The organism is Burkholderia sp. AU32262 (assembly GCF_020419985.1).
In the GTDB taxonomy this organism is placed as follows: domain Bacteria; phylum Pseudomonadota; class Gammaproteobacteria; order Burkholderiales; family Burkholderiaceae; genus Burkholderia; species Burkholderia semiarida.
The window spans coordinates 238,697-262,612 of record NZ_JAIZRS010000002.1 but is presented as its reverse complement, the minus strand read 5'-3'; the positions used below and the strand labels follow the sequence as shown (position 1 = coordinate 262,612).

Annotated in this window: 23 protein-coding genes; 17 read left to right on the top strand and 6 right to left on the bottom strand. The window is 64.0% G+C overall.

The window, feature by feature from the left end; genetic code table 11:
- Positions 1 to 147 precede the first annotated feature (147 nt).
- Entirely contained in the window at positions 148 to 1,320 is a 1,173-nt protein-coding gene (locus LGN10_RS02815) for an NAD(P)/FAD-dependent oxidoreductase (protein WP_226221642.1), read from the top strand.
- Positions 1,321 to 1,419: 99 nt separating this feature from the next.
- Here LGN10_RS02815 and LGN10_RS02810 read toward each other — a convergent pair whose 3' ends face one another.
- Complete coding sequence (locus LGN10_RS02810; protein WP_226221640.1) at positions 1,420 to 2,601, bottom strand: serine hydrolase domain-containing protein; 1,182 nt, start codon at positions 2,599 to 2,601, stop codon at positions 1,420 to 1,422.
- 257 nt (positions 2,602 to 2,858) lie between these two features.
- Between LGN10_RS02810 and LGN10_RS02805 the strand changes: the two genes are divergently transcribed.
- The 3 genes from LGN10_RS02805 to LGN10_RS02795 all read left to right on the top strand — a co-directional run bounded on the left by LGN10_RS02805 (position 2,859) and on the right by LGN10_RS02795 (position 5,180).
- Positions 2,859 to 3,986, top strand: a complete 1,128-nt coding sequence (locus LGN10_RS02805) for an aminotransferase class V-fold PLP-dependent enzyme (protein WP_226221638.1) — start codon at positions 2,859 to 2,861, stop codon at positions 3,984 to 3,986.
- Between the two features lie 95 nt (positions 3,987 to 4,081).
- The gene (locus LGN10_RS02800) at positions 4,082 to 4,651 is read left to right on the top strand and encodes a YdeI/OmpD-associated family protein (protein WP_226221636.1); all 570 of its coding nucleotides are present in this window, start codon (positions 4,082 to 4,084) and stop codon (positions 4,649 to 4,651) included.
- Positions 4,652 to 4,745: 94 nt separating this feature from the next.
- Complete coding sequence (locus LGN10_RS02795; RefSeq protein WP_226221634.1) at positions 4,746 to 5,180, top strand: lysozyme inhibitor LprI family protein; 435 nt, start codon at positions 4,746 to 4,748, stop codon at positions 5,178 to 5,180.
- Between the two features lie 724 nt (positions 5,181 to 5,904).
- On the opposite strand, the gene LGN10_RS02790 is transcribed toward LGN10_RS02795, so the two are convergent.
- Positions 5,905 to 6,480 (bottom strand): TetR/AcrR family transcriptional regulator, encoded by a 576-nt coding sequence (locus tag LGN10_RS02790; protein ID WP_226221632.1) that lies wholly within the window; start codon positions 6,478 to 6,480, stop codon positions 5,905 to 5,907.
- 146 nt (positions 6,481 to 6,626) lie between these two features.
- On the opposite strand from LGN10_RS02790, the gene LGN10_RS02785 reads away from it, so the two are divergent.
- Complete coding sequence (locus tag LGN10_RS02785) at positions 6,627 to 7,319, top strand: glutathione S-transferase (RefSeq protein WP_226221630.1); 693 nt, start codon at positions 6,627 to 6,629, stop codon at positions 7,317 to 7,319.
- Between the two features lie 56 nt (positions 7,320 to 7,375).
- Here LGN10_RS02785 and LGN10_RS02780 read toward each other — a convergent pair whose 3' ends face one another.
- Entirely contained in the window at positions 7,376 to 7,834 is a 459-nt protein-coding gene (locus LGN10_RS02780; RefSeq protein WP_226221628.1) for a GNAT family N-acetyltransferase, read from the bottom strand.
- A gap of 46 nt (positions 7,835 to 7,880) precedes the next feature.
- Between LGN10_RS02780 and LGN10_RS02775 the strand changes: the two genes are divergently transcribed.
- The 3 genes from LGN10_RS02775 to LGN10_RS02765 all read left to right on the top strand — a co-directional run bounded on the left by LGN10_RS02775 (position 7,881) and on the right by LGN10_RS02765 (position 10,185).
- Positions 7,881 to 8,783 carry a hypothetical protein gene (locus tag LGN10_RS02775; protein ID WP_226221626.1) on the top strand — a complete coding sequence of 301 codons (903 nt, stop codon included), beginning with the start codon at positions 7,881 to 7,883 and terminating at the stop codon, positions 8,781 to 8,783.
- A gap of 350 nt (positions 8,784 to 9,133) precedes the next feature.
- The gene (locus tag LGN10_RS02770; protein WP_226221624.1) at positions 9,134 to 9,508 is read left to right on the top strand and encodes a VOC family protein; all 375 of its coding nucleotides are present in this window, start codon (positions 9,134 to 9,136) and stop codon (positions 9,506 to 9,508) included.
- Positions 9,508 to 10,185 (top strand): hypothetical protein, encoded by a 678-nt coding sequence (locus tag LGN10_RS02765; protein ID WP_226221622.1) that lies wholly within the window; start codon positions 9,508 to 9,510, stop codon positions 10,183 to 10,185. The genes LGN10_RS02770 and LGN10_RS02765 overlap by 1 nt, the downstream gene beginning before the upstream one ends.
- A gap of 5 nt (positions 10,186 to 10,190) precedes the next feature.
- Here LGN10_RS02765 and LGN10_RS02760 read toward each other — a convergent pair whose 3' ends face one another.
- A complete protein-coding gene (locus tag LGN10_RS02760) occupies positions 10,191 to 11,162 on the bottom strand; it encodes a LysR substrate-binding domain-containing protein (protein WP_059579885.1) in 972 nt (323 codons plus the stop codon).
- A 134-nt stretch (positions 11,163 to 11,296) separates the two neighbouring features.
- Between LGN10_RS02760 and LGN10_RS02755 the strand changes: the two genes are divergently transcribed.
- The 6 genes from LGN10_RS02755 (at position 11,297) to LGN10_RS02730 (ending at position 17,725) form a co-directional block, all read left to right on the top strand.
- Complete coding sequence (locus LGN10_RS02755; protein WP_124862893.1) at positions 11,297 to 13,597, top strand: NADP-dependent malic enzyme; 2,301 nt, start codon at positions 11,297 to 11,299, stop codon at positions 13,595 to 13,597.
- A gap of 132 nt (positions 13,598 to 13,729) precedes the next feature.
- Positions 13,730 to 14,068 (top strand): hypothetical protein, encoded by a 339-nt coding sequence (locus LGN10_RS02750; protein ID WP_143328742.1) that lies wholly within the window; start codon positions 13,730 to 13,732, stop codon positions 14,066 to 14,068.
- A gap of 556 nt (positions 14,069 to 14,624) precedes the next feature.
- Complete coding sequence (locus LGN10_RS02745; protein WP_226221619.1) at positions 14,625 to 15,269, top strand: hypothetical protein; 645 nt, start codon at positions 14,625 to 14,627, stop codon at positions 15,267 to 15,269.
- Positions 15,270 to 15,639: 370 nt separating this feature from the next.
- Positions 15,640 to 16,839: a PLP-dependent aminotransferase family protein gene (locus LGN10_RS02740; protein ID WP_226221618.1), complete on the top strand. Its 1,200-nt coding sequence runs from the start codon at positions 15,640 to 15,642 to the stop codon at positions 16,837 to 16,839.
- Positions 16,840 to 16,851: 12 nt separating this feature from the next.
- Positions 16,852 to 17,043 (top strand): hypothetical protein, encoded by a 192-nt coding sequence (locus tag LGN10_RS02735; protein WP_226221617.1) that lies wholly within the window; start codon positions 16,852 to 16,854, stop codon positions 17,041 to 17,043.
- Between the two features lie 94 nt (positions 17,044 to 17,137).
- Positions 17,138 to 17,725 carry a pyridoxamine 5'-phosphate oxidase family protein gene (locus tag LGN10_RS02730; protein WP_099317068.1) on the top strand — a complete coding sequence of 196 codons (588 nt, stop codon included), beginning with the start codon at positions 17,138 to 17,140 and terminating at the stop codon, positions 17,723 to 17,725.
- A 25-nt stretch (positions 17,726 to 17,750) separates the two neighbouring features.
- On the opposite strand, the gene gcvA is transcribed toward LGN10_RS02730, so the two are convergent.
- Complete coding sequence (gene gcvA / locus LGN10_RS02725) at positions 17,751 to 18,641, bottom strand: transcriptional regulator GcvA (RefSeq protein ID WP_226221616.1); 891 nt, start codon at positions 18,639 to 18,641, stop codon at positions 17,751 to 17,753.
- 134 nt (positions 18,642 to 18,775) lie between these two features.
- On the opposite strand from gcvA, the gene LGN10_RS02720 reads away from it, so the two are divergent.
- Together LGN10_RS02720 and LGN10_RS02715 are read left to right on the top strand one after the other, a co-directional pair.
- A complete protein-coding gene (locus tag LGN10_RS02720) occupies positions 18,776 to 19,480 on the top strand; it encodes an SDR family oxidoreductase (protein ID WP_124657376.1) in 705 nt (234 codons plus the stop codon).
- 204 nt (positions 19,481 to 19,684) lie between these two features.
- Positions 19,685 to 20,962, top strand: a complete 1,278-nt coding sequence (locus LGN10_RS02715; RefSeq protein WP_060967959.1) for an epoxide hydrolase family protein — start codon at positions 19,685 to 19,687, stop codon at positions 20,960 to 20,962.
- 53 nt (positions 20,963 to 21,015) lie between these two features.
- On the opposite strand, the gene LGN10_RS02710 is transcribed toward LGN10_RS02715, so the two are convergent.
- Complete coding sequence (locus LGN10_RS02710) at positions 21,016 to 22,401, bottom strand: PLP-dependent aminotransferase family protein (protein WP_226221615.1); 1,386 nt, start codon at positions 22,399 to 22,401, stop codon at positions 21,016 to 21,018.
- A gap of 164 nt (positions 22,402 to 22,565) precedes the next feature.
- Here LGN10_RS02710 and LGN10_RS02705 point away from each other — a divergent pair, with 164 nt between their 5' ends.
- Complete coding sequence (locus LGN10_RS02705) at positions 22,566 to 23,852, top strand: hydroxymethylglutaryl-CoA reductase, degradative (RefSeq protein WP_059579907.1); 1,287 nt, start codon at positions 22,566 to 22,568, stop codon at positions 23,850 to 23,852.
- Positions 23,853 to 23,916 lie beyond the last annotated feature (64 nt).

Here is a 23,916-nt window from a genome sequence, read left to right as displayed (position 1 = left end):
AACGCGCGAGCGGGCTTTCGCGGCGATGCCGGACGTGCTGAAATAGCCGGGGCGATCGTCCGCGAAGTTTGCTCGCGGGATGCCGCGCGAGTCGCGGCACGCATCATTTACAGGCCCTGAGCCTTTTAAGTGCAACCGGAGTCAGTCGTGAGTTCTCAAGTCGTCATCGTCGGCGGTGGTGTGATCGGCAGCTCGATCGCTTATTTTCTGCGCGCCACCGATCCCACGGTCGCCGTGACCGTGATCGAACGCGACCCCACCTATGCCAAATCGTCGTCGGCGCTGTCGGCCGCGTCGATTCGCCAGCAGTTTTCCACGCCGTTGTCGATCGAGATGTCGCTGTTCGGCATCGACTTCCTGCGCACGATCGGCGAGCGGCTCGAAGTGGACGGCCACCGGCCGTCGATCGACCTGCACGAGGGCGGCTACCTGTTCCTCGCGACGCCGGCCGGCGACGCGACGCTGCGCGAGAACCATGCGCTGCAGACGCGCCTCGGCGCCGATATCCGGCTGATGGACGGCGACGCGCTGCGCGCGAAGTTCCCGTGGCTGAACGTCGACGATCTCGCGTCGGGCGCGTACGGCGTGAGCGGCGAAGGCTGGTTCGACGGCTACGGGCTCGTGCAGGCGCTGCGCAAGAAGGCGCAGGCGCTCGGCGCGCGCTACGTGCCGGTCGACGTGACGGACGTGGTGCGCGACGGCCGCAGGATCACGCATGTCGTGACGGGCGACGGCGAGCGCTACGCGTGCGACACGCTCGTCAACGCGGCCGGTGCTTGGACGCGCACGCTGTCGTCGATGATGGGCATCGACATCCCCGTGTATGCGCGGCGGCGCAGCATCTTCAACGTATCGTCGCCGGCGAAGCTCGCCGATTGCCCGCTGCTGATCGATCCGACCGGCGTGTATTTCCGGCCGGAAGGGCGCACGTATATCTGCGGCACGTCGCCGAGCCCGGATCGCGACCCGGACGACCTGCCGCTCGACGAAGTCGACCACGACCTGTTCGACGACGTGATCTGGCCGACGCTCGCGCACCGCGTGCCGGAATTCGAGGCGCTGCGCGTCGAGCATTGCTGGTCAGGGTACTACGAGTACAACGTGTTCGATCACAACGCGATCATCGGCTACCACCCCGAACTCGACAACGTCGTGTTCGCGAACGGCTACAGCGGCCATGGGCTGCAGCAAGGGCCGGCGACGGGGCGGGGCGTCAGCGAACTCATTCTGGGCGGGCGTTACGACACGCTCGACCTGTCGTCGCTCGGCTGGGCGCGTGTGCTCGAAAACCGGCCGATCGTCGAGAAGAACGTCGTGTAGTGTAGTGCGGCGTAACCGCCCGGTATGGGGTGGGCGGGATTCTCCTTGTGTCTCAAACCCGTTGGCCCGACTTTGTCGGGCCTTTTTTCGCTGCGTGCGTCAGCCAACGCCGTAGACGGCGTCGCGCAGATCGAGCGTGTACTGCCCGTTCATCCCTTCGTAGAGCGTGTTCGACAGCGACACGACGGTGAACCCGCGTGCGCGATCGACGAACCACGAATGGCCGTAGACGCCGCCCCAGCGCCAGGTGCCGACGGATTCCGGCGACGCGGCCGCCCGCGGGTCGCGCAGCACCGAGAAGCCGATCCCGAACCCCGCGCCCGGCAGGTCCGGCAATTCGAGATCGCCGGTCTGCACGCGGCCCATCTCGTCGACCAGCTCGGCCGGCAGAATCGCACCGCCGCCCGCGCGCAGCGTGTCGAGCACCGTCAGCACGTCGCCGGCCGTGCCGACCATTCCGGCGCCGCCCGACGGGAACGCATGCGCATCGAGCGCGCGCGACGGCGAGTACGTGACGCCGACGAACCCTTCGTCGATGGGCACGGTTTCGTTCTCGGCGAGCCGGTGCGGCCGCGGCGTGTCGTTGACGTACGGCGTGGCGAGCCGCGCCGGATCGCGCGCGACGAAGCCCGTATCGTGCGCCCCGAGCGGGCGCAGCACGAGCGCATCGATCGCATCGGCGAGCGGCATGTCGCAGACGACCTCGATCAGCGCGCCGACGACGTCGATCGACAGCGAGTAGTTCCAGTTGGTGCCGGGCGCGAACAGCAGCGGCACGCTCGCGATCCGGCGCAGGTTTTCGGCGAGCGTGATCGATGCGCCATCGAGCCCGTCGGAGACGCCCGCACGCGCATAGGGGCCGTTCGCGTCGGTTTCGTTGAAGCGATAGTCGAGGCCGGCGGTATGCACGAGCAACTGGCGCACCGTGATCGTCGGCACGCGGCCGTCGGGCAGCGCCGGACGGAACTCGGGCAGCCAGCGCGTGATGTCTTCGTCGAGCGACAGCTTGCGTTGCGCGACGAGCGCCATCGCCGCTGCCGAGACGATCGGCTTGGTGACCGACGCGAGCCGGAACAGCGTGTCCTCGCGCATCGGCGTGCGCGATTCGCGATCCGCGAATCCGGCCGCGCGGCGATAGACGAGTTCGCCGTCGCGGGCGACGAGCACCACCGCGCCGACGAGGCGCTGCGTGTCGAGCTGGCGGGACAGGACCGCGTCGATGCGCTCGGCGAGCGCGGGATCGGTTGACGACTGCAGTGACGATGCGGGAGAAGAGGTCATCGAAAGTTCCGTCGTGAAGGGGGCCGATCGACATGTTAGGCGGCTGCGGCCGCACGCGTCGTTAACCCTTACACGGAACAGGGCGATGTGCGCGGTACCGGGCGCGGCGGCAGGCAAAATAGGCGCCAAGCGGCCGGCGGCGTTCGTTAGAATCTGCTTTCGTCGAGGAAATGACGCAGTTGCATGGTGCAGAGCAGTATCGAATCGAAGACGCTGCTTGTCCTGATTCCATCGTTCATCTTTCGCCGGAGGCGAGCATGCCAGGTTTACTTCCCGATGTTGACCGCGAGGGGCTCCTCGAATATTCGGTGGTGTACACCGATCGCTCGGTCAACCATATGTCGCAGCGCTTCCAGGGTGTCATGCGCGACATCTCCGCCACGCTGAAAAAAGTCTACAACGCGAAGTCGGTCGCGATCGTGCCGGGCAGCGGGACGTTCGGCATGGAAGCCGTGGCGCGGCAGTTCGCGACGAACAGGAAGTGCCTCGTGATCCGCAACGGCTGGTTCAGCTTCCGCTGGTCGCAGATATTCGACATGGGCAGCATTCCGTCGGAGACGACGGTGCTGAAGGCGCGCCCCGTCGAAGCGGGCAGGCAGGCCGCCTACGCACCGGCGCCGATCGACGAAGTGGTCGCCGCCATCAAGGAAAACAAGCCCGATCTCGTGTTCGCGCCGCACGTCGAAACCGCGTCCGGGATCATGCTGCCCGATGCGTACCTGCGCGCGGTGGCCGATGCCGTGCATGCGGTCGGCGGCATGTTCGTGCTCGATTGCATCGCGTCGGGCACCGTGTGGGTCGACATGCAGGCGAGCGGTGTCGATATCCTGATCAGCGCGCCGCAAAAGGGCTGGAGTGCGTCGCCGTGTTGCGCGATGGTGATGTTCAGCCCGCTTGCGCGCGAGCGCATCGATTCGACCACCAGCACCAGCTTCGCGTGCGATCTGCGCAAGTGGCTGCAGATCATGGAAGCGTACGAGGGCGGCGGGTTCGCGTATCACGCGACGATGCCCACGGACAGCCTCACGACCCTGCGCGACGTGATGAAGGAAACCGACGCATACGGCTTCGACAAGGTGAAGGCGGAGCAGCTCGAACTCGGCGAGCGCATTCGCGCGCTGCTGGCGGAGAAGGGGTTCAGGAGCGTGGCCGCGAAGGGGTTCGAGGCGCCGGGTGTCGTGGTCGGTTACACCGACGATGACGGGATTCGCACCGGGAAGAAGTTTGCCGATGTCGGTTTGCAGATCGCGGCGGGCGTGCCGTTGCAATGCGACGAACCGGAGGACTTCAAGACTTTCCGGCTCGGGTTGTTCGGTCTCGACAAGCTGCATGATGTCGATGGTGCGGTGAAGCGGTTTGCCGATGCGTTGAACCGGATTGTTTGAGGCGGTTGTGCGGGATGGAGTGCTTCGGTGGCCGCCGCTCATTCATTGAGCGGCGGCTCTGAGTCGTTGAAAACGCAACTATTCAGGATCATGACATGGCCGAAAGCGCTCTCACCTTTACCAGTCAAGCCGAATGGGAAAGCTGGTTGGGGCAGAACGGCAGCACGTCGACCGGAGTATGGCTGCGTCTCGCGAAAAAAGGTACTGGGCAGCAAACCGTCACCTACCAAGAGGCGTTGGAGAGTGCCCTTTGTCATGGCTGGATCGATGGTCAAAAGAAGGCCGAGAGCGAGCAATACTGGTTACAACGCTTCACCCCGCGCACCGCGAAAAGCATCTGGTCCAAACTCAACAAGGACAAGGCCGAAGCGCTGATCGCCGCAGGCAGGATGCGCGCGGCCGGCATGGGCGAAATCGAGAAGGCGAGGAAGGACGGCCGTTGGGAGGCGGCTTATACGTCGGCCAGCAACTCGATCGTGCCGGACGACTTGCAGGCGGCGTTGGACGCCGATCCGAAAGCCGGGAAGTTTTTTGCGACACTGAACAGCCGTAATCGCTATGCGATCCTGTTTCGGATACAGAACGCCAGGAAGCCGGAATCACGGGCGCGCAAAATCGCGGAATTCATCGACATGCTGAAGCGGGGCGAGACTTTTCATCCGTAGAGGGTGGGTTTCCGACGGAGATTTCGTCGAACGCGATCGGCGCGTGAATTGTTCCGATCGCCATATGAATGGGAAAACGGGAATGGGAGCAAGAATGCATATCCGTGCATCGGCGTTCAGCTTTCGTCGCGCGGCGCTGGGCGCCGCCATGGCGCTGACATTGTCGTGGTTCACCGCTGCGCAAGCGCAGGGCTGCGCACCGGATAGCGTAGCTCCCGAGTGCTTGCTGCAACGTAGTCAAGATGAATTTCTGCAAGCAGACGACGAATTGAACCGCACTTACCAAAAGGTATTGAAGTCGCTGTCTCGTCCACGTGACGAGTACGTCGACTATCCAGCACTCAAGGTGAAATTTGTCGCGGCTCAGCGGCAATGGATCCGTTTTCTCGGCGACGAGTGTTCCGCTTGGTATCTGATAAACGAGGCAGGCGCGGATCGTAATCTTGATCTACTGACTTGCGAAATCGACAGAACACGTGATCGTACGCGTCAATTGAACGCGTGGCTCAAACAAGTGAGCCATGGTTAGTGCGGCGCTAGATAAAGACAGAATGAGTGCCGGGAGCGCGGCTAGCGTCAGGCTTGTTACGTGGTGCGCCGGGATGGTAGCTCGGATATAACGGGGGAAACGAGCGATGGTGTCGAAAAGCGTCCGCAGAGCGACGGCAGACGATGTCCCGGTACTGACACAGATCCGGAACGATGCACATGCAAAGAAGGTCGCGCATGGCGACCACGTATGGGGCAAGGAACGCGACGGCTTCTCTGAACGGTGGGTACGAAACCACGTCGCAGAGAAAGCCGTGTACGTCGTCGAACAGGATGGCACGCTGGTCGGAACGTTCTCGCCCGACTTCGACGATGACAGGCACTGGGGGCCCAAGCGCCGATTGCGGGCTACGTGCACGGCCCTGCGTGCGGAAAGGTTTCAACGGGCTCGGCAGCTTCATGCTCGACGGGTGCGCTCATGAGGTGAGCCGCTTGAACCGGCGTTTGCTTCGACTCGACTGCGGCGCTGAAAACATGACGCTCTGCGCTTACTACGAGTCGCTGGGCTTTGTCCGCGTCGGATTGCAAACGGACGGTATTGCCTGGTCCCTGTACGAAAAACCCGTCAGTTCGGTCCGCCGGTGATCGCGGGGGTCCAGCAGCAAACATCGGCGACGGATTCCACGTCAGCCGGGGTCACACGATCGAACATCATGCGTTCACGAACGATCGACGTCGTCCGAAGCCGCGTCACCGTTACCCTGCTACGCCGGCAAAAGGCCCGCTTTACGATAATTGTCGATCAGCGAGTCATAGAGCGAAAGATCGGCGCGACTCCGCGCGATGAGCTGGGCGCCGGCGATGGCGGCGAAGATTGCCCGCGCCCGCTGTTTGCTCTCCCGGGCGCTGACCACTGCCGCAGCGGACAGCACCTTGCTTAACCACGCCACGTTGACGTCTGCGAAGGCCAGGACTTCCTTCATCACGACTTCCGGCAGATCGTCGGTTTCGGCGGCCATGAAGCTGCAAAGACACAGGCGGTTGCCGGTCTCGAGCGCCTTGCGGAAGGTATCCGGATAGCGGCGCAGGCAGTCCAGCGGATCGCGCGATCGGGCCAGCATGTCGTCCAGCGCCGCCGCGGAATCCTCCCAGTAACGCCTCGCCACCGCGGCGCCGAGATCGGCCTTGCTTTCGAAATGGTGGTAGATGCTCGCGGCCTTGATCCCCACCTCGCTGGCGAGATCCCGATAGTTCAACCCGCCGTAGCCGTGCGTCTGCGCGAGCCTCGTGGCGGCTGCCAGAATTCTTTCTCTCGAGTTCGAGCTCGCTTCGTTCGTCACTGCTTCAGTCTCCGCGCACGGGAAATGGGTGTTGACACTCCGGATTCTACCTTATATGGTTAACCTAACAAACGTTAGGTAGATTCGCCGGCGACGTGCTTCCGCGTCGTCCGATCCAGTGCAACCGACTACGGAGCGCCCCTGCAATGACTTCCAGTAACGTCGACTTCGACACAGCCCAGCTGCCCATGATGAAGATCCACGATTTCCCGACAGGGCCCTATCCGACACGCGTGCGCATTGCACTGGCCGAAAAGGGGCTGCAATCGCGCGTCCAGTTCGTGATGGTCGATCTTTACAAGGGCGAGCATAAAAAGCCCGAGTTCATCGCCAGCAAGAACTATTCGGGTACGTTGCCGGTGCTGGAACTCGATGATGGAACTTGCATTGCCGAGTGCACGGCCATTACCGAGTACCTCGATACGCTCGATGGCGTACCCACGCTCACAGGCAGCGCGCCACGCGAAAAGGGCATCATCCACATGATGAGCAAGCGCGCCGAGCTGGAATTGCTCGACGCGATCAGCGTCTATTTCCATCACGGCACGCCGGGGCTGGGGCCCGACGTGGAGACGTATCAAAATCCGGAGTGGGGATTCCGTCAACGCGACAAGGCGTTGAGGGGCATGCGCTATTTCGATGCCGTTCTGCAACGGCAACCGTATGTCGCGGGCGAGACGTTCTCGATGGCCGACATCACCGTCATCGGTGGTTTGATCTTTGCGATGCTAGTGAAGCTGCCAGTGCATGAGGAATGCGAAGCACTTCGAGCCTGGTACGCGAGAATGCTGGAGCGCGAGAGCGTCAGGAACCAGCCGGTGTTTGCGATGCTGGCCTGAGCTGCCCCTGCGTCGGTCGATAACGGGCGGATGAGGCGAGCGAACGGACGAGCGCGCTACCGCGTCAAGCGATACAAAACATCGGGACAACGCTCCTCGTTTCTGCTTCCGTCGCTGTACGCAATGGCAACGAACCCGTGCTGCTCGTAAAACGCAGCAGCATCGTGGTTCATTTGAAACGTATGGAGCTGGAGCGAGCCGTCCGTTTGCGACTTCACCGATTCCAGCAGCGCAGTGCCGATCCCTTGCCGTTTGAATTCGGGGCACACGTACAATTGCTCGAGCCATGTCACGCCGTCGGTGGCAGCGTGTGCGGCCATGCCGATGATGTGGCCATCGTTCACGGCAACGGTAACGTTGCCCGACGGAACAAGCATGTTGGCAACCCAATCGCGGACGGCCGCTTCGGCGTGCGCGAGTGGCGCATAGGATGCCAGCGTGTCGCGCGACCGAAGATAGACGTCGGCCACCGCTGCGGCATCGGCCATCGTCGCGCGACGCAAGATCGGGGGCATGGTTCGGTCACCCCGAAGTCGTCAAGGAATGCTCGACGATAGCAGCATGGCATCGAACTTCCAAGGTCGTGTGGAATGCCTGAAGGGGGCGGCTGAAATCGGCAAGTCCGCGCGATATATCGAGTTTGCAGCACGGACGATTGGCGCAGCGTCCGGCCAACAGGCGACGTTCGCGATCACCGTTACGTCGACATGCGAGCGACGGTTCCGCTCGAACAACCGCCCTTGGCCGCGCAATTGCCAAGCCCCGTTTGACAACCGAGCCTGTCTCCGTGCGCGCCGGAAACGCCCTCATGCCACGTGGATTCAAGGATGGAAATGGTGCCGGCCACAAACGCTTGCTCTGGTAAGATTCCGCGGCGCTCATGCTGACATTCGCTTATCAAAGTTCGCACACGCAACACTATCGGGGGAAAGATTGGACTGGCCGGCTTCGATTCAAGCGTTTGGGAGTATCGCTTCTTTAGTAGTCGCTGTAGCTGCTTTTTGGGTTCCACACAAGATCAGTAAACGCGCTTTGGAGCAGGCGGCTGTTGACAAAATAGCGCGCTCTCGAATTGCACAGGCATCACTACTACCAACCCTCTACCGGCTCCGCTCCGCTACATCGGACTTTCTCGAAGAGGAATCCGGCGAGCTCTCATTCCTTGGCGTTCGGAGAGAAGCGGAAAGCTTTGACAGCAATTTCTTCGACTTGGTACCCGAGGTTGCTGCCATACTCGCGCTCGCTGTTGAAAGCGGTGCCATCCAGAAAGACGTAACTGAACTTTCGATCCTTTTGTTTAAGACAAAGGAAGATCTTTCGTCTACAACGAAGCTGCAGAGGGACGGCTATCACGCAGCGTGGATTAATCATAAAGACATTTTCATTGACGCCGCCCGAGCGCTCAACACGTTATCTGACAAGATCATCAAAGAAATCGAAGCCCAGCCGAGCAGCAAGCCCTGACATCAGCGTCGCATCCAGTCACTGGCAGCTCGTGTAGTGCGGCAGGTTGCCATTGAGATTCGAGGCAACGCCGACGGGCAACAGGTCAGCCGGCTCGACGTCAGCAAGACTGACGATAGCCACCGTTCCCCGATGGTTACGCCGGCGGCGGCTTCTGTCGATGACTCGTCCTCAAATGACGGCACCGAATGACCGTTGCGATTTGCTACTTGCCCTTGGAACCTTAACCGATCGACCGGCTGCAACGGGTCGTTCTTAGCCGGTAACGGACCACCGCCGCATGTGGCAACATTGCGGCCATCGCTACATCACACCACCGTGCTGACTGATCGATCCATCGGAGGGAACTCATGTTTGACCACGTCAAATTCGGCGTCAGCGACTACGCCGCCAGCAAGGCGTTTTTCCTGAAGGCGCTTGAACCGCTGGGCGCCGAAATTGTCGGGGAAGGTGAGCCGTCGTACGGGATCGAGATCGGACTGCCCAGCAAGTCTTCACTGTGTTTGTTCCCGACCGACGAGAAGCCGACGCCTCTCCACATCGCATTCGCGGCCGACACCCAGCAGCAAGTCGATGCGTTCCATCGCGCGGCGCTGGAGGCCGGCGGGAAAGACAATGGCGCGCCCGGGCTACGGCCGCATTATCACGCGAACTACTACGCGGCGTTCGTCATCGGTCCGGATGGACACAATATCGAGGTGGTGTGTCATCGGGCGGAGGGGTGATGCGCTGGATCGGTAAAACGCTCGCGGCGATCGCAAGCATGGCGCTCGTCGGCATCGCCTGCGTTCAAGCAGCGCCCCGCGAAACGGCATTCCCGCGCTTCACTCAGACGGAAGGCAAGCTCGACGGCGACGGGCTTCCGCTTTCCGGCGTGAAGCTCTGCGTGCTGCCCGACCGTGCACCGTGCTTCGAGATGCCGCCGGCGCCGCTTCCCCATTCTTCGAAGGAACTGTACCAGTTCGGCCTGAATCCGCGGTCCGAGCGCTTACCGATTGCATCGGGCGGCTCGTGGGTGTTCTTCTCGGGGATGTTCTCGGGCGGCGGCAGCGCGATGCTGGAGCGCGTGGCCGTGCTGCGTGTCGGCGCGAACGGCAAGATCGAGAACCTGATGCCGATCGTCACCGAAACGGAAATGGCCGACCGCGCGATGTGGAGCTTGCCGCAGGTGTCGCCGTATCCGCTGTTCGTCCGAGCCGATTACGTGTGGGGCAAGGACGAGAATCATTTCGGTCAGCACTTCTTCGAAGTCGACGCGTGGATGTTCGATCCCGCCGCCAATCAATACGCGAAGCGCTTTTCCTACCGCACGAGCAAACGCTATGACAGGGGCGAGGGCGCGGACCATGTGTTGACCGCCGAGCGTCCGGAGATCCTGCGGCGCCTTGCCGCCGGCAAGTAACGCCGCTATCGACGCATTTCTCCGTACGTTTCCTTGCACACCTCGCGTAGCGCGTCGACGAGCAGATCGCGCGCGGGCGAATGCGAATCGGCGGAGCGCGTGAACAGCGCAATCGGCGGCAGCGTCCACACCAGCGAATAAGGCACGATCGCCACGCCGGCGATCCGCACCAGTTCTTCCGCGATATCGGCCGGCACGATCGACACGGCCTCGTCGCTCGACGCGATCATTTCGCCGATCAGTTTCGACGAGTAACTTTCGACGATCGGCACGGGCGGTGCGATGCCGGCCGACAGGAACAGGTCGGTCACCTGTTCGCGCATCGGCGTATGCGGCGCGCCGAGAATCCAGTCGAGCGCGTGCAGCTTGTGCCAGTCGAGCGGCGTGCGGGCGAGCTTGGCGGCCAGCCGCCGGCTCGCGATCATGCGCGGCTGCTGCTGGTACAGCACTTCGAACGAAACCTGCCCGAGATCGATCGCCGACGACGCGCGCCCGATCACGATATCGACGCTGTGATCCCTGAGCTGCAGCAGCAGCTGATCGCTGGTGCCTTCGTGAATCGTCACGGTCAGCCGCCGCTCCATGCGCGCTTGCAGCCGCTTCAGCGCGGCCGACAGCATCTGGCCGGAGATGAACGGAATCACGCCGATGTGCAAATGGGCCGCATGCCCGGCGGCAACGGCCTCCATCTCGCGGGCGAGGTGGTCGAGATCCTTGATCATCGCCTTCGCGCGCTCGAGCACGACCGCGCCGAGCGCGGTGGGCCGCATGCCGCGCGACGAGCGCTCGAACAGCGGCGTGCCGAACATGCTCTCCAGCTCGGACAGCGCGTTCGTCACGGCCGGCTGGCTGCTCGCCATGTGCTCGGCGACGCGCGTCAGCGATCCGTGCTGCTGGATCTGCAGCAGCAGGACCAGATGCCGAATCTTCAGGCGCGCGCCGAGCCGCCTGACCACGTCATTCGCGTCAAAATTCATTGACTGGTCATGTATTCATCAGAAAAAAGTGATGGGCCGATATTAAAACAGAATCATCGCGTTATGGCGGATCCCTAGAATCACCCTCATGGATCGCGCCGGGACTGGCCTGGCGCCCACGCCGGGACCAAAACATGAAACAGACAGAGACACAGCAGCAGGCCGCCTTCGACTATCACGAATTTCCGACCCCCGGGAAAATCTCGGTCGTCGCGAGCAAGCCGCTGGTGACCCAGCGCGATCTGGCGCTGGCCTATACGCCCGGCGTGGCGAGCGTGTGCGAGTCGATCGCCGCCGATCCGCTGAAGGCGCACCGCTTCACGAGCCGCGGCAACCTGGTGGGCGTGATCACGAACGGCACCGCCGTGCTGGGCCTCGGCAACATCGGCCCGCTCGCGTCGAAGCCGGTGATGGAAGGCAAGGCCGTGCTGTTCAAGAAGTTCGCGGGCATCGACGTGTTCGACATCGAGATCAACGAAACCGACCCGGACAAGCTGGTCGACATCATCGCCGGCCTCGAACCGACGTTCGGCGGCATCAACCTCGAAGACATCAAGGCGCCGGAATGCTTCACCGTCGAGCAGAAGCTGCGCGAGCGCATGAAGATTCCCGTCTTCCACGACGATCAGCACGGCACGGCCATTACCGTGTCCGCCGCGTTCATCAACGGGCTGAAGGTCGTCGGGAAATCCATCAAGGAAGTGAAGGTCGTGACGTCGGGCGCCGGTGCTGCCGCGCTGGCGTGCCTGGACCTGCTGGTCGACCTCGGGCTGCCGGTGGAAAACGTGTGGGTGACCGACATCGAAGGCGTCGTCTATCGCGGCCGTACCACGCTGATGGACCCGGCCAAGTCGCGCTTCGCGCAGGAAACCGACGCGCGCAAGCTCGCCGACGTGATCGACGGCGCGGATGTGTTCCTGGGGCTGTCGGTCGGCGGCATTCTCACCGCGGAGATGCTCAAGCAGATGGCGGCGCGTCCGCTGATTCTGGCGCTGGCCAACCCGACGCCGGAAATCTTCCCGGAACTGGCGCACGAGACGCGCGACGACGTCGTGATCGCGACGGGCCGCTCGGACTACCCGAACCAGGTCAACAACGTGCTGTGCTTCCCGTACATTTTCCGGGGCGCGCTGGACGTGGGTGCGACGACGATCACGCGCGAGATGGAAATCGCCGCGGTGCACGCGATCGCGGGGCTGGCCGAGGAAGAGCAGAACGAAGTCGTCGCGGCGGCCTACGGTGCATACGACGTGTCGTTCGGCGCGCAATACCTGATTCCGAAGCCGTTCGACCCGCGCCTGATCGTGCGGATCGCGCCGGCCGTGGCGAAGGCGGCGATGGAAGGCGGCGTGGCGACCCGTCCGCTCGCGAATCTCGATGCGTACGTCGAGCAGTTGCAGCAATTCGTCTATCACTCGGGTGCGTTCATGAAGCCGCTGTTCGCGACCGCGCGCCAGCTCGTGCGCGACGGCGGCAAGGCGCGGATCGTGTTCACCGAAGGCGAGGACGAGCGTGTGCTGCGTGCGGTGCAGGTGATCGTCGACGAGAAGCTGGCGCGGCCGATTCTGGTCGGGCGTCCGGAGGTGCTGCTCGCGCGCATCGAGCGGTTCGGGCTGCGTTTGCGGCTCGGTCAGGATGTCGAAGTGACCAACCCGGAATACGACGAACGTTTCCCGCAGTACTGGACGAAGTATTGGGAAATGCGCTGCCGCGACGGTATCTCGAAGGAAATGGCGCGCGTGGAAATGCGCCGCCGCCTGACGCTGATCGGCGCGATGATGGTGCAGCTCGGCGACGCGGACGGGATGATCTGCGGGACGGTGGGCGAGTATCACAATCACCTGCGTTTCGTGGACGAAGTGATCGGCAAGAAGCCGGGTGCGTCGACCTACGCGGCGATGAACATCCTGTTGCTCGATCAGCGGACGGTGGCGCTGGTGGATACGCACGTGAACGACAACCCGGATGCGGAGCAGATCGCTGAATTCACGATCGCGGCGGCGCGGCAGATGGAATGGCTCAATTTGACGCCGAAGGTTGCGCTCCTGTCGCGGTCGAATTTCGGGTCGGGGAGTGCGGCTTCGGGCGTGAAGATGCGCCGGGCGCTGGAGATCATGCGGGAGCAGGCGCCGGATATCGAGGCCGATGGCGAGATGCATGGCGACTGCGCGCTCGATGAAGGGCTGCGGGCGAAGCTGCTGCCGATGTCGCCTTTGAAGGGGGCGGCGAATTTGCTGGTCTGTCCGAATGTGGATGCCGGCAACATCGCGTACAACCTCCTCAAGACCGAGGCGGGGAGCAATGTGGCGGTGGGGCCTTTCCTGTTGGGCGTCAATGCTCCTGTGAATATCCTTACTTCCAGCGCCACCGTGCGGCGGATCGTGAATATGGCCGCGTTGACGGTGATCGAGGCTAATCGGGGTGTGGCGGGCTGATTGAATGGCTTCGTGGGGCGGCTGAGGCCGCCCTTTGTTTGTCAGCTTCGGCCAAAACGGGCCGTTCGACACCCAGCGCAAATTCGTCGACAATCAACGTTCCGACGCCCATCGCTGCCCGCGAGAAAGAGTATGGCCCGCCCGCTTCGTCCACCCGACCTGATGGTGAATTTTTCTCTAACCGCGCAGCGATCGGACGGCTCGTTGAAAGAGGTCGTCTCGGGCTATCGTCCCATCTACAAAGTGCGCGACGACTACTTGTCATCGTCACATCACGAATTCGTGGACGTCACAGGCGTCTGTACGGGACAGCAGGGCAGAGCGGAGGTCTGGCTATTATCGCCTGAGGCATACCCGCACACGTTTTGGATTGGCCGGCGTGTTGAAGTTGCAGAGGGTTCACGAGTGGTAGGGATCGCAGAAGTCCTACAGATCCTTAATCCATTGCTCGAATTGCGCGCAGATGGTTGAGTGATTTGGGTGCTGGCGGGAGGCCGTATGCGCGAGACGTCCGATCATCTATGTGATGAGCCCGGTGAAGGTACCATCCTCGTTGCCGCGCTCATCAAGATCCTGGCGGCCAGCCTTGCCGAGCCGTTGCGGCTTGCTCGGGTTTTCGGCTCGACTCCCCCGCGAGGCGAATCTCGATATATGTCGATACTGAGGGTACTTCCTGGTGGATGATGTATTCCATATGAACCGCCTGAAGGCGGACGAGCAGAGGATGTGCGGTGCTCGATGAGCATCGCTAGGTCAGACCAACTTCGTTGAAGATCGGCATGCGTGCCCGCATCCAGATAACGATTGTTGGAGGGAAGGATGTCTTGTACTCCTTGCCATCGCCAGTGTTGCAGCACCAAGTCGCGTTAGGCTAGTACGGGCGACACCGCATGCCCTTTGAGAATTATCCTGATCTTCGCGACTTTCGCGTACTCGGATCGATTTAACAGTTGTTTTCATTACTATTGCGGACTTGCATGGGTATCGATTAATTTGGCGCGGATTCATTCAGAGGTGCTGGCTACGCGTGACCATCTTCAAAGTAGTCTTGTCCGTGATCGCCATATATCTGGTGGTCGATATCGGGTGGACGTTCGTGTGGGTTGACGTGCATAACGCGATCACGATTTTCGCGCTCCTGCATACGAAGCCGGCGATCTTCGCCATCACGTCGATCATCTTCGGTTTCTACCTGTACCGGCGCGTCAGAAATTTCAACCGTTTCAGCCGAGCGAAGCGCGCAGGCCTCGCGATCGTCACGTTCGTTTTTTTTGCGTTCGTCTACCTGGTAGGATTTCGCGGGATCATGGCTGACCGTACCGATTGTCAGCGCTTCAACTACAACGTCAAGATGAATGGCGGTGTCAAGCACGTTGACGGCACAACCTACATCATCAACATCTGCGGGAGTGGTGCTCCGGGCAATGGTTTTTTCGTGGATCAGAATGAGCAGGTCAAACTCGTCGTCAGCAATGCACACGGCTCGACGCTCGCCACTCGACTATTTTTCGTTTTTTGGGACGGCCGGCCGGGGGAAGAATCGACCATCATCCGTAAGAACAAGTTGATTTATTTCGACGCATCGGATGAGTACGACAGTGAAAGGTCGATCTCGCTGCCACCGACCACGCTCGATTGGATCGCGGCGAGAATTCCGATTTGGCTTCGCTGAGAACGCTCTCGATGCCGTGGTGGTCGTCGCGTTGAAGCGGCGCCGCCCACGATTCACGATTCTTGCTGAACCGCCCAAGCCAAGAAAGCCGTAGCGATCATCATGACCACCCGGGCGAAACAACCACCCGAATCAAACACCCGTTCGGCAAACCGCCCCGGAACCCCCGCATCATCCGCGCACCGCCAACACGCACCCCACCGCGATGTAATGACCAAACCGCAAGACCTAGTGCATAGATATCGTTTGCCGAGCCCTTAATGACTGTCGACAATCGTGGCTCGAATTCACCGCCGCGGCGCCAGAAGCGCCTTGGCGGCCGGCACTCGACGGCTATCCCGGCCGTCCGCGCCCACCCGCTCACGACGACATGTACGCGTTCACGCCCTCATTCCAAAACCCTGCCGGCTCGCCGATCCGCGAGTTGTTCAAGTACCTGTCCGAACCGGGCATGATTTCCTTCGCGGGCGGTTATCCGGCCACCGACCTGTTCGACGTCGCCGGCCTGAACGCGGCCGCCGAACGCGCGTATGCCCAGCCCGTCCGCTGCCTGCAATACGGCCCGACCGACGGCCTCGCCGAACTGAAGCAGCAACTGATCGCGCTGATGGCGCGGCGCGGCGTCGCATGCACGCCGGCCGAACTGCTCGTCACGACCGGGTCGCAGCAAGGCCTCGACCTGCTGCTGCGCGTGATGGTGTCGTCCGGCGACGTCGTGCTGACCGAACAACCGGCGTACCCGGCCACGCTTCAAGCCATGCGTTTGCAACAGGCGCGCATCGTGACGATCCCCGTCGACGGCGAAGGCCTCGACGTCGATCGTCTCGGCGAACAACTCGCGTCCGGCGCGATCGCGCAGCCGAAGCTGCTCTACACGGTCCCCACCTTCGCGAACCCGACGGGCGCGACGCTCACGCGCGAACGCCGGCTGAAGCTGCTGCGTCTCGCGGTGCAATACCGTTTCCTGATCGTCGAGGACGACCCGTACGGCGACCTGCGCTTCGCGGGCGAACCGGTGCCGTCGATGCTCGCGCTCACCGGCGAGGTGGGCGGCGCACGCGACTGGCTCGTGCATTTCGCGAGCCTGTCGAAGATCGTCGCGCCGGGGCTGCGCGTGGGCTGGACGATCGCGCCGGCCGAGATCGCGCGGCGCTGCGTGATCGCGAAGCAGACGGTCGATCTGTGCAGCGCACCGTGGACGCAGGCCACCGCCGCCGAATATTTGGCGGACGGCGCGCTCGAACGCCATCTGCCGCGCATCACGGCCGCGTACCGGATCAAATGCGACGCGATGTGCGACGCGCTGCGCGACGGGTTCGGCGATGCGATCGAGTTCCATCGTCCCGAAGGCGGGATGTTCGTGTGGGCGCGAATCGGTGCGGTGTCGTCGGACGTGCTGCTGCAACAGGCGATCGCGCACAAGATCGTGTTCGTCCCCGGCAAGGCGTTCTTCGCGGACAACGTCGACGCGGCGTCGCTGCGCCTGTCGTTCGCCGCGCCGGACGTCGACGCGATCCGGGAAGGCGTCGCGCGCCTCGTGCGTGCGTATGGTGCGGCGCGGGCCGCGTAAGGAGACATCGACATGACCATCACCGTCAACGAAACGGCATCGACGGGCGCAGCGGCGAGCGGCGGCGACAACCGGCCGGCGAAGCATCGCTCGTCGCAGATCAGCGCCGGGCCGCAGTATGTGGCCGACGTGCTCGGCCGCTTCGGCGCGGAGCCGGCGACCGATGCCGGCGATGCGGCGCCGGTGGTGCTCGGCTACAACTGACTGGCACAGGCGCGGCGGCGCACTGGATGCGAGCCGTCGGCGAAACGAACGGTTAAGCTTGCGCGATCGAAACACCGACGATCGCCGCCGCCCCATGTCCGACTCGACCTCCGAATCGCTCGCGCAAACGTACGACCGCATCTGGTCCTGCCTCGAATCCGGCGTCAGCGTTCAGCGCTCGCCGTTCACGATGTTGCAGGCGGCGACGCTCGGTCTCGATGGCGCACCGAAGGTCCGGACGATCGTGTTGCGTCAGGTGAACCGCGTCGAGCGCGTGCTGTCGTTTCATACCGATGCGCGCTCGGCGAAGGTCGCGGAGTTGCGTCGCGATCCGCGTATCTCGATCGTCGCCAATGATCTCGACGCGCTCGTGCAGATTCGCGCGGAAGGAATTGCATCGGTCTGCGATGACGAAACGCAACGGCGCGCGCTCTGGGCATCGAGCCGCCCGCATACGCTGCTGCTGTATCGAGCACCGTTGCCGCCCGGCACGCCGGTCGCGTCTCCGGAAGCCGCACATGTCGACAGCACCGCACCAACCGGCGACGGCTACGAAAACTTCTGCCTGATCCACATGACGGTCACACGCATCGACTGGCTCGAACTCGCGCGCGCCGGCCATCGCCGAGCGGTATTCGACCTGAACGAAAACCGCTACGAAGCCCGCTGGATCGCGCCCTGAAGCGGGCCGAACGCGCGCGAGCCGCTCAAGGCCGCCCGTCCGACGCGGCTTGAATCATCCACTCGCGCATCACCGCGATCGCACCGTCGTCGCGGCGCTCGGCCGGATACACGAGATAGAACCCCATCGACAGCGGAAACGCGAAGTCGAACGGCTTGCACAGCCGTCCGGCGGCGATGTCGCGCTCGACGAGCGGCTCGGTCGCCAGCGCGATGCCCTGGCCGGCGACGGCCGCATCGATTGCGAGCGACGTCTGGTTGAAGCGCAGCCCCTTGTGCGGATCGACGTCGACCGGTTCGGGCATCGCCGCGAGGAACTCGGGCCACAGGTCGTGCGCGTCGTGCAGCAGCACCTGGCCGGCAAGCGCGCGCGGCGAAGCCGGCGCGGTCAGCAGCGAAGGGCTGCACACCGCGCACACGTCGAGCGGGAACAGCGCATGGGTGACGAGATGCTTGCCGAACGGCGGCTTGCCGTAGCGAATCGCGAGATCGACGCCGTCGTGGCGGAACGTCGCGATCTGCGGGTCGGCGATCACGCGCACGTCGTAGTCGGGATGCGCGTCGGTGAACTGCGCGAGCCGCGGGATCAGCCACTTCGACGCGAACGACGGCGTCGTGCTGATCGTCGGCGCGGCGCGCCGTTTCACGAGCTTGTCGGTGGCGTCGGCGATCGCATGCAGCGCGCGCTGCACGTCGGAAAAATAAGCGGCGCCGCCGTGCGTGAGCGCGAGACCGCGCGGCAGACGCTCGAACAGCTTCAGGCCGAGCACGTCCTCGAGGTGGCGCACCTGCTGCGCGACGGCGCCCTGCGTGACGCCGATCTCGTCGGCGGCGGCGCGGAAATTGAGGTGCCGCGCGGAGACTTCGAACGCGCGAAGCGCATTCAGCGGCGGCAGGCGGGAAGGGCGTGGCGGCATCGTCAGACTGTAGAAAAACTATCGGCTGGCGGCAGAAATACTGGTTCGACAGCCGGAATCGATGCGCCTACATTACCACCATGGCGCGCCGAATGGCGGCTGCGCGGCGGCGGAATCGGAACGAGGAGCACATCGTGACTGTAGAAAAAGTGGCGTTGATCACGGCGGCGGGCAAGGGCATGGGCGCGGCGATCGCGCGCGAACTGGCGGCGACGGGCTATCGCGTCGCGCTGATGTCGCCGTCGGGCAGCGCGGTGGCGCTCGGCGAGGAACTGGGCGGGTTCGGCATCAAGGGCTCGGTGACGGAAGAAGCCGATATCGACACGCTCGTGCAGGAAACGGTCGCCCGCTACGGGCGGATCGATGCGGTCGTGAACAATACCGGCCATCCGCCGAAGGGCGAACTGCTGGCGATCACCGACGACAACTGGCACGCGGGGCTCGACCTGATCCTGCTGAACGTGGTGCGCGTGATGCGCCGCGTGACGCCGATCTTCCAGAAGCAGGGCGGCGGCGCGGTGGTGAACATCTCGAGCTTCGCGGCGGACGCGCCCGAGCAGCCGATGCCGGTGTCATCGGCGCTGCGCGCGGCGCTGAGCGCATGGACGCGCCTGTACGCGGAACGCTATGCGGCCGAGAACATCCGGATGAACGCGGTGCTGCCGGGCTTCATCGACAGCTGGCCGGAAACGCCGGAGATCGTCGCGCGCATTCCGGCCGGCCGCTTCGGCAAGACCGGCGAGATCGCGAAGACGGTCGCGTTCCTGCTGTCGGACGGTGCGGGCTACATCACCGGCCAGAACATTCGCGTCGACGGCGCGATCGTCAAGGCGCTCTGAGCGCCGCAGCGGCGAGCGAGCGGCGGCGCGGGCCGCCCGCTCGCGGTGCAGCCGCTACAAACGCGTACAAATCAGACAAATCCCGGATACATCAGACCTTTCAAATGGGCGACGCCGCGTGACGAGGGCGCGCCGGATCGAAAGCCTGGGCGCGATCCCGCGCGCGGCATCTTCACTTTCCACTTCACGAAAGGATGCCGAACGATGTCTTCCACACCGTTTTCCCCGATGCGTCGCCACCTGCTGGCCACTTCCGTGGCCGCCGGGGTCTCGGCGATGCTGCCCACCGCGCTGCATGCCGCGACCGGCGCGAGCGGCATACGCCCGTTCACCGCGCACATTCCCGATGAAGCCGTGGCCGACCTGCGCCGCCGCATTGCCGCGACGCGCTGGCCGGGCCGCGAAACCGTCGCCGACGAATCGCAAGGCGTGCGGCTCGCGCGCATGCAGGCGCTGCTGCGCTACTGGGGCACCGACTACGACTGGCGCAAGGGCGAGGCGCGCCTGAACGGTTTTCCGATGTTCATCACGGAAATCGACGGGCTCGACATTCATTTCATCCACGTGCGCTCGCGGCACGAGAACGCGATGCCGATGATCATGACGCACGGCTGGCCCGGCTCGGTCTTCGAGCTGCTGAAGGCGATCGGCCCGCTGACCGACCCGACCGCGCACGGCGCGAGCGCGGACGACGCGTTTCACGTCGTCGTGCCGTCGTTGCCGGGTTTCGGCTTCTCGGGCCGTCCGACGAAGACCGGCTGGGGTTCCGATCACATCGCGCGCGCGTGGGGCGAGCTGATGGCGCGGCTCGGCTATACGCGCTTCGTGTCGCAGGGCGGCGACTGCGGCTCGGTGATTTCGCACCGGATGGCGATGCAGCGCGTGCAGGGCCTCGTCGGGATTCACGTGAACATGCCGGCGACGGTGCCGCCGGACATCGCGACGCTGCTCCAGGTCGATGCGCCGGCGCCGGCGTCGCTGTCGCCGAAGGAGAAGGCCGCGTACGAGAAGCTCGCGACGTTCTACCGCGACAACTGCGGCTACTCGGCGATGATGGTCACGCGGCCGCAGACGGTCGGCTATGCGCTGGCCGATTCGCCGTCCGGACAGGCCGCGTGGATGTACGACAAGATCTCGCAGTGGACGTACAGCGGCGGCGTGCCCGAACGCTCGATTCCGCGCGACGAGATTCTCGACGATATTTCGCTGTACTGGCTGACGAACACCGCGACGTCCGCTGCGCAAATCTACTGGGAGGATCACTCGAACAACTTCAACGCGGTGGATATCTCGCTGCCGGCCGCGATCACGGTGTTTCCGGGCGAGATCTACCAGGCGCCGCGCAGTTGGGCGGAGCGCAGCTATCACAACCTGATCTACTTCAACGAAGTCGACAAGGGCGGGCACTTCGCCGCATGGGAGGAGCCGGAACTGTTTGCGCGTGAAGTGCGTGCCGGGTTCCGGCCGTTGCGGCGCGTGTAAGCGCGGTTGCACGACGAATGCGGGCCAGGCGGTGGAGCGGCCCGTGTTCGTTTTCAGGTAACCGCCTGCAAGGCCTGCGCAAACCGCTTGTCCGCGAGATACGCGACGTTGAAGCGGCAATACTTCGACGGACGATCGGCCTGCGGCGAAAACACCGCACCGGGCGCGAGAATCACGCCACGCTCGAGCATTGCCTGCGCGAGCTGCATCGAATCGGGCCAGCCGGGCAGCGCGGCCCACAGATACAGGCTCTGGTCACAGGGACGATAGACCTCCGCGCCGAGGCGGCCGAGCGCTGCGAGCGCGGTGCCGGTCGCACGCCGCAACTTCTCCTGAAGATGATTCGTATGCCGGAGGAAATGGCCATCGCTGACGATCGCGTCGAGCGTGCGTTCGCAGTATTCCGAGCTGCTGACGTGCGTCAGCATCTTCACGTCGGCGAGATCGCTGGCAAGCGCCGCATTGCACGCGAGAAACCCGACACGCAGCGCCGCCGACACCGATTTCGAAAAACTGCCGATATAGATGGTGCGGCGCAGCTGGTCGAGCGTCGCGATGCGCGTGAGCGAGCGCGGCCGCAGGTCGGCGAGCGCATCGTCCTCGACGATGATCAGATCGTGCGCGTCGGCGAGCTGCAGAATGCGGTGTGCCTTGGCCGCGCTCGTATCGGTCGCGGTCGGGTTGTGGCCGACCGATTGCGTGAAGAACAGCTTCGGCCGGTACGCGGCGACATGCTCGGCCAGTTTCGCGACGTCGGGGCCGTCGATTTCGCGCGGCACGCCGACGATGTTCGCACCGCTCAGCTTGAGCTTGCCGAACAGCGGGTAGTAGCCGGGATCGTCGACGAGCACGGTGTCGCCGGGACGCACGAAGTAGCGCAGCACGAGATCCATCGCCTGGTTCGCGCCGTGCGTGAGCACGATCTGCGCGGGCGGCGCCTCGATCTCGTAGCCGGCGAGCTTCTGCTGCAGCGACTGGCGCAGCGGCAGATAGCCGAAGCGGCTGCCGTAGCGGAACAGCGACGCGGCGCTCGTGCGCATGATGCGCTGCTGGTACTGGTTCAGCCGCGTTTCCTCGAGCCACTCGATCGGCGGGAAGCCTTCGCCGAGATTGAGCACGTCGGGCTTCACGTGCAGTTGCTCGCGCATCAGCCACACGATGTCCATCGCGCGGTCGAGCGAGTTCGGCTCGTCGATGTCGGGCACGGCGGACGCGCGCCGCGTGACGAAGAAACCCGAGCCGCGGCGCGGCTCGATCAGACCGTCGGCCGCGAGCATCTCGAACGCGCTGATCACGGTGTTCTTCGAGCAACCGGACGCCTCGGCGTATTCCCTGATCGACGGCAGTTTCGCGCCGGCCGGCAACACCCCTTCTTCTATCTGTCTGGCCAGATTGTCCGCCATTGCGCCAGACAGGCTGGCTTTCGCACGCTGTTTCATCGGAATGTTCCGTCGAGGCCGGCCCACTGTCATGGGTACGGTTGGGTGACTGTCTGCGCCGCCTGTACCTTTTCAATGGGTACGGCGTGACTATTATTCGGCTATCCGCTGCCTGCCGCAAGCGCCGACGGGCAACGCCGCCACCCCGAAACAGCCGACCCATCATGCCGATCGATTCCGCCTTGCCGAACTTCCGCTCGCTCACGCCCGAGCAACGCCTGTCCCACCTGTCCCGCACCGTCGGGCTCGACGACGCCGAGCACGCGCTGCTCGCGAAACCGGGCGCGCTGCCGCTCGAGACCGCGAACGGGATGATCGAGAACGTGATCGGCACGTTCGAACTGCCGATGGCGGTGGCCGGCTACTTCCGGATCAACGATCGCGACGTGATCGTGCCGATGGCCGTCGAGGAGCCGTCGATCGTCGCGGCCGCATCGTATATGGCGAAGCTCTCCCGCGCGGCCGGCGGCTTTCGCACGTCCAGCAGCGGCCCGCTGATGCGTGCGCAGGTGCAGGTGATCGGCGTCGGCGATCCGTACGGCGCGCGGCTCGCGATCCTGCGGCACGCGGCCGAACTGATCGCCCTCGCGAACAGTCGCGACAAGGTGCTCGTGGGCCTCGGCGGCGGCTGCCGCGACATCGAGGTTCATGTGTTCCCCGACACGCCGCGCGGCGCGATGATCGTCGCGCACCTGATCGTCGACGTGCGCGACGCGATGGGCGCGAACACGGTGAACACGATGGCCGAAACCGTCGCGACCCGCATCGAGGCGATCACCGGCGGCCAGGTACGGTTGCGGATACTGTCCAACCTCGCCGATTTGCGGTTGGCGCGCGCGGAGGTACGGTACTCGGCGGCGACGCTCGCGACCGACGATTACGCCGGCGAGGACGTGATCGACCGCGTGATCGACGCATACGTGTTCGCGGCGACCGATCCGTACCGCGCGGCGACCCACAACAAGGGCATCATGAACGGCATCGATCCGGTGGTGGTCGCGACCGGCAACGACTGGCGCGCGGTCGAGGCCGGCGCGCATGCGTACGCGAGCCGCAGCGGCCGCTATACGTCGCTGACGACGTGGGAGAAGGCCGCCAACGGCGACCTCGTCGGCACGATCGAGATGCCGATGCCGGTCGGGCTCGTCGGCGGCGCGACGAAGACGCATCCGCTCGCGCGCCTTGCATTGAAGATCATGAACGTGACGTCGGCGCAGGAGCTCGGCGAAATTGCGGTCGCGGTCGGGCTTGCGCAGAATCTCGGTGCGCTGCGCGCGCTCGCGACCGAAGGGATCCAGCGCGGACACATGGCGCTGCATGCGCGCAACATCGCCGTTGCGGCCGGTGCGACGGGGGCCGACATCGACCGGATCGCGCAGCAGATGGTCGCGGCGAAGGACGTGCGTACCGATTTCGCCGTCGCGTTGCTCGCGGGCCGCAGCGGCGGCTGACCCGCGCGCTGCGCGCCGCGCGATACAGGCGGCGTGCAGCGCGCCGCGCCGGCACGGCCGGCGA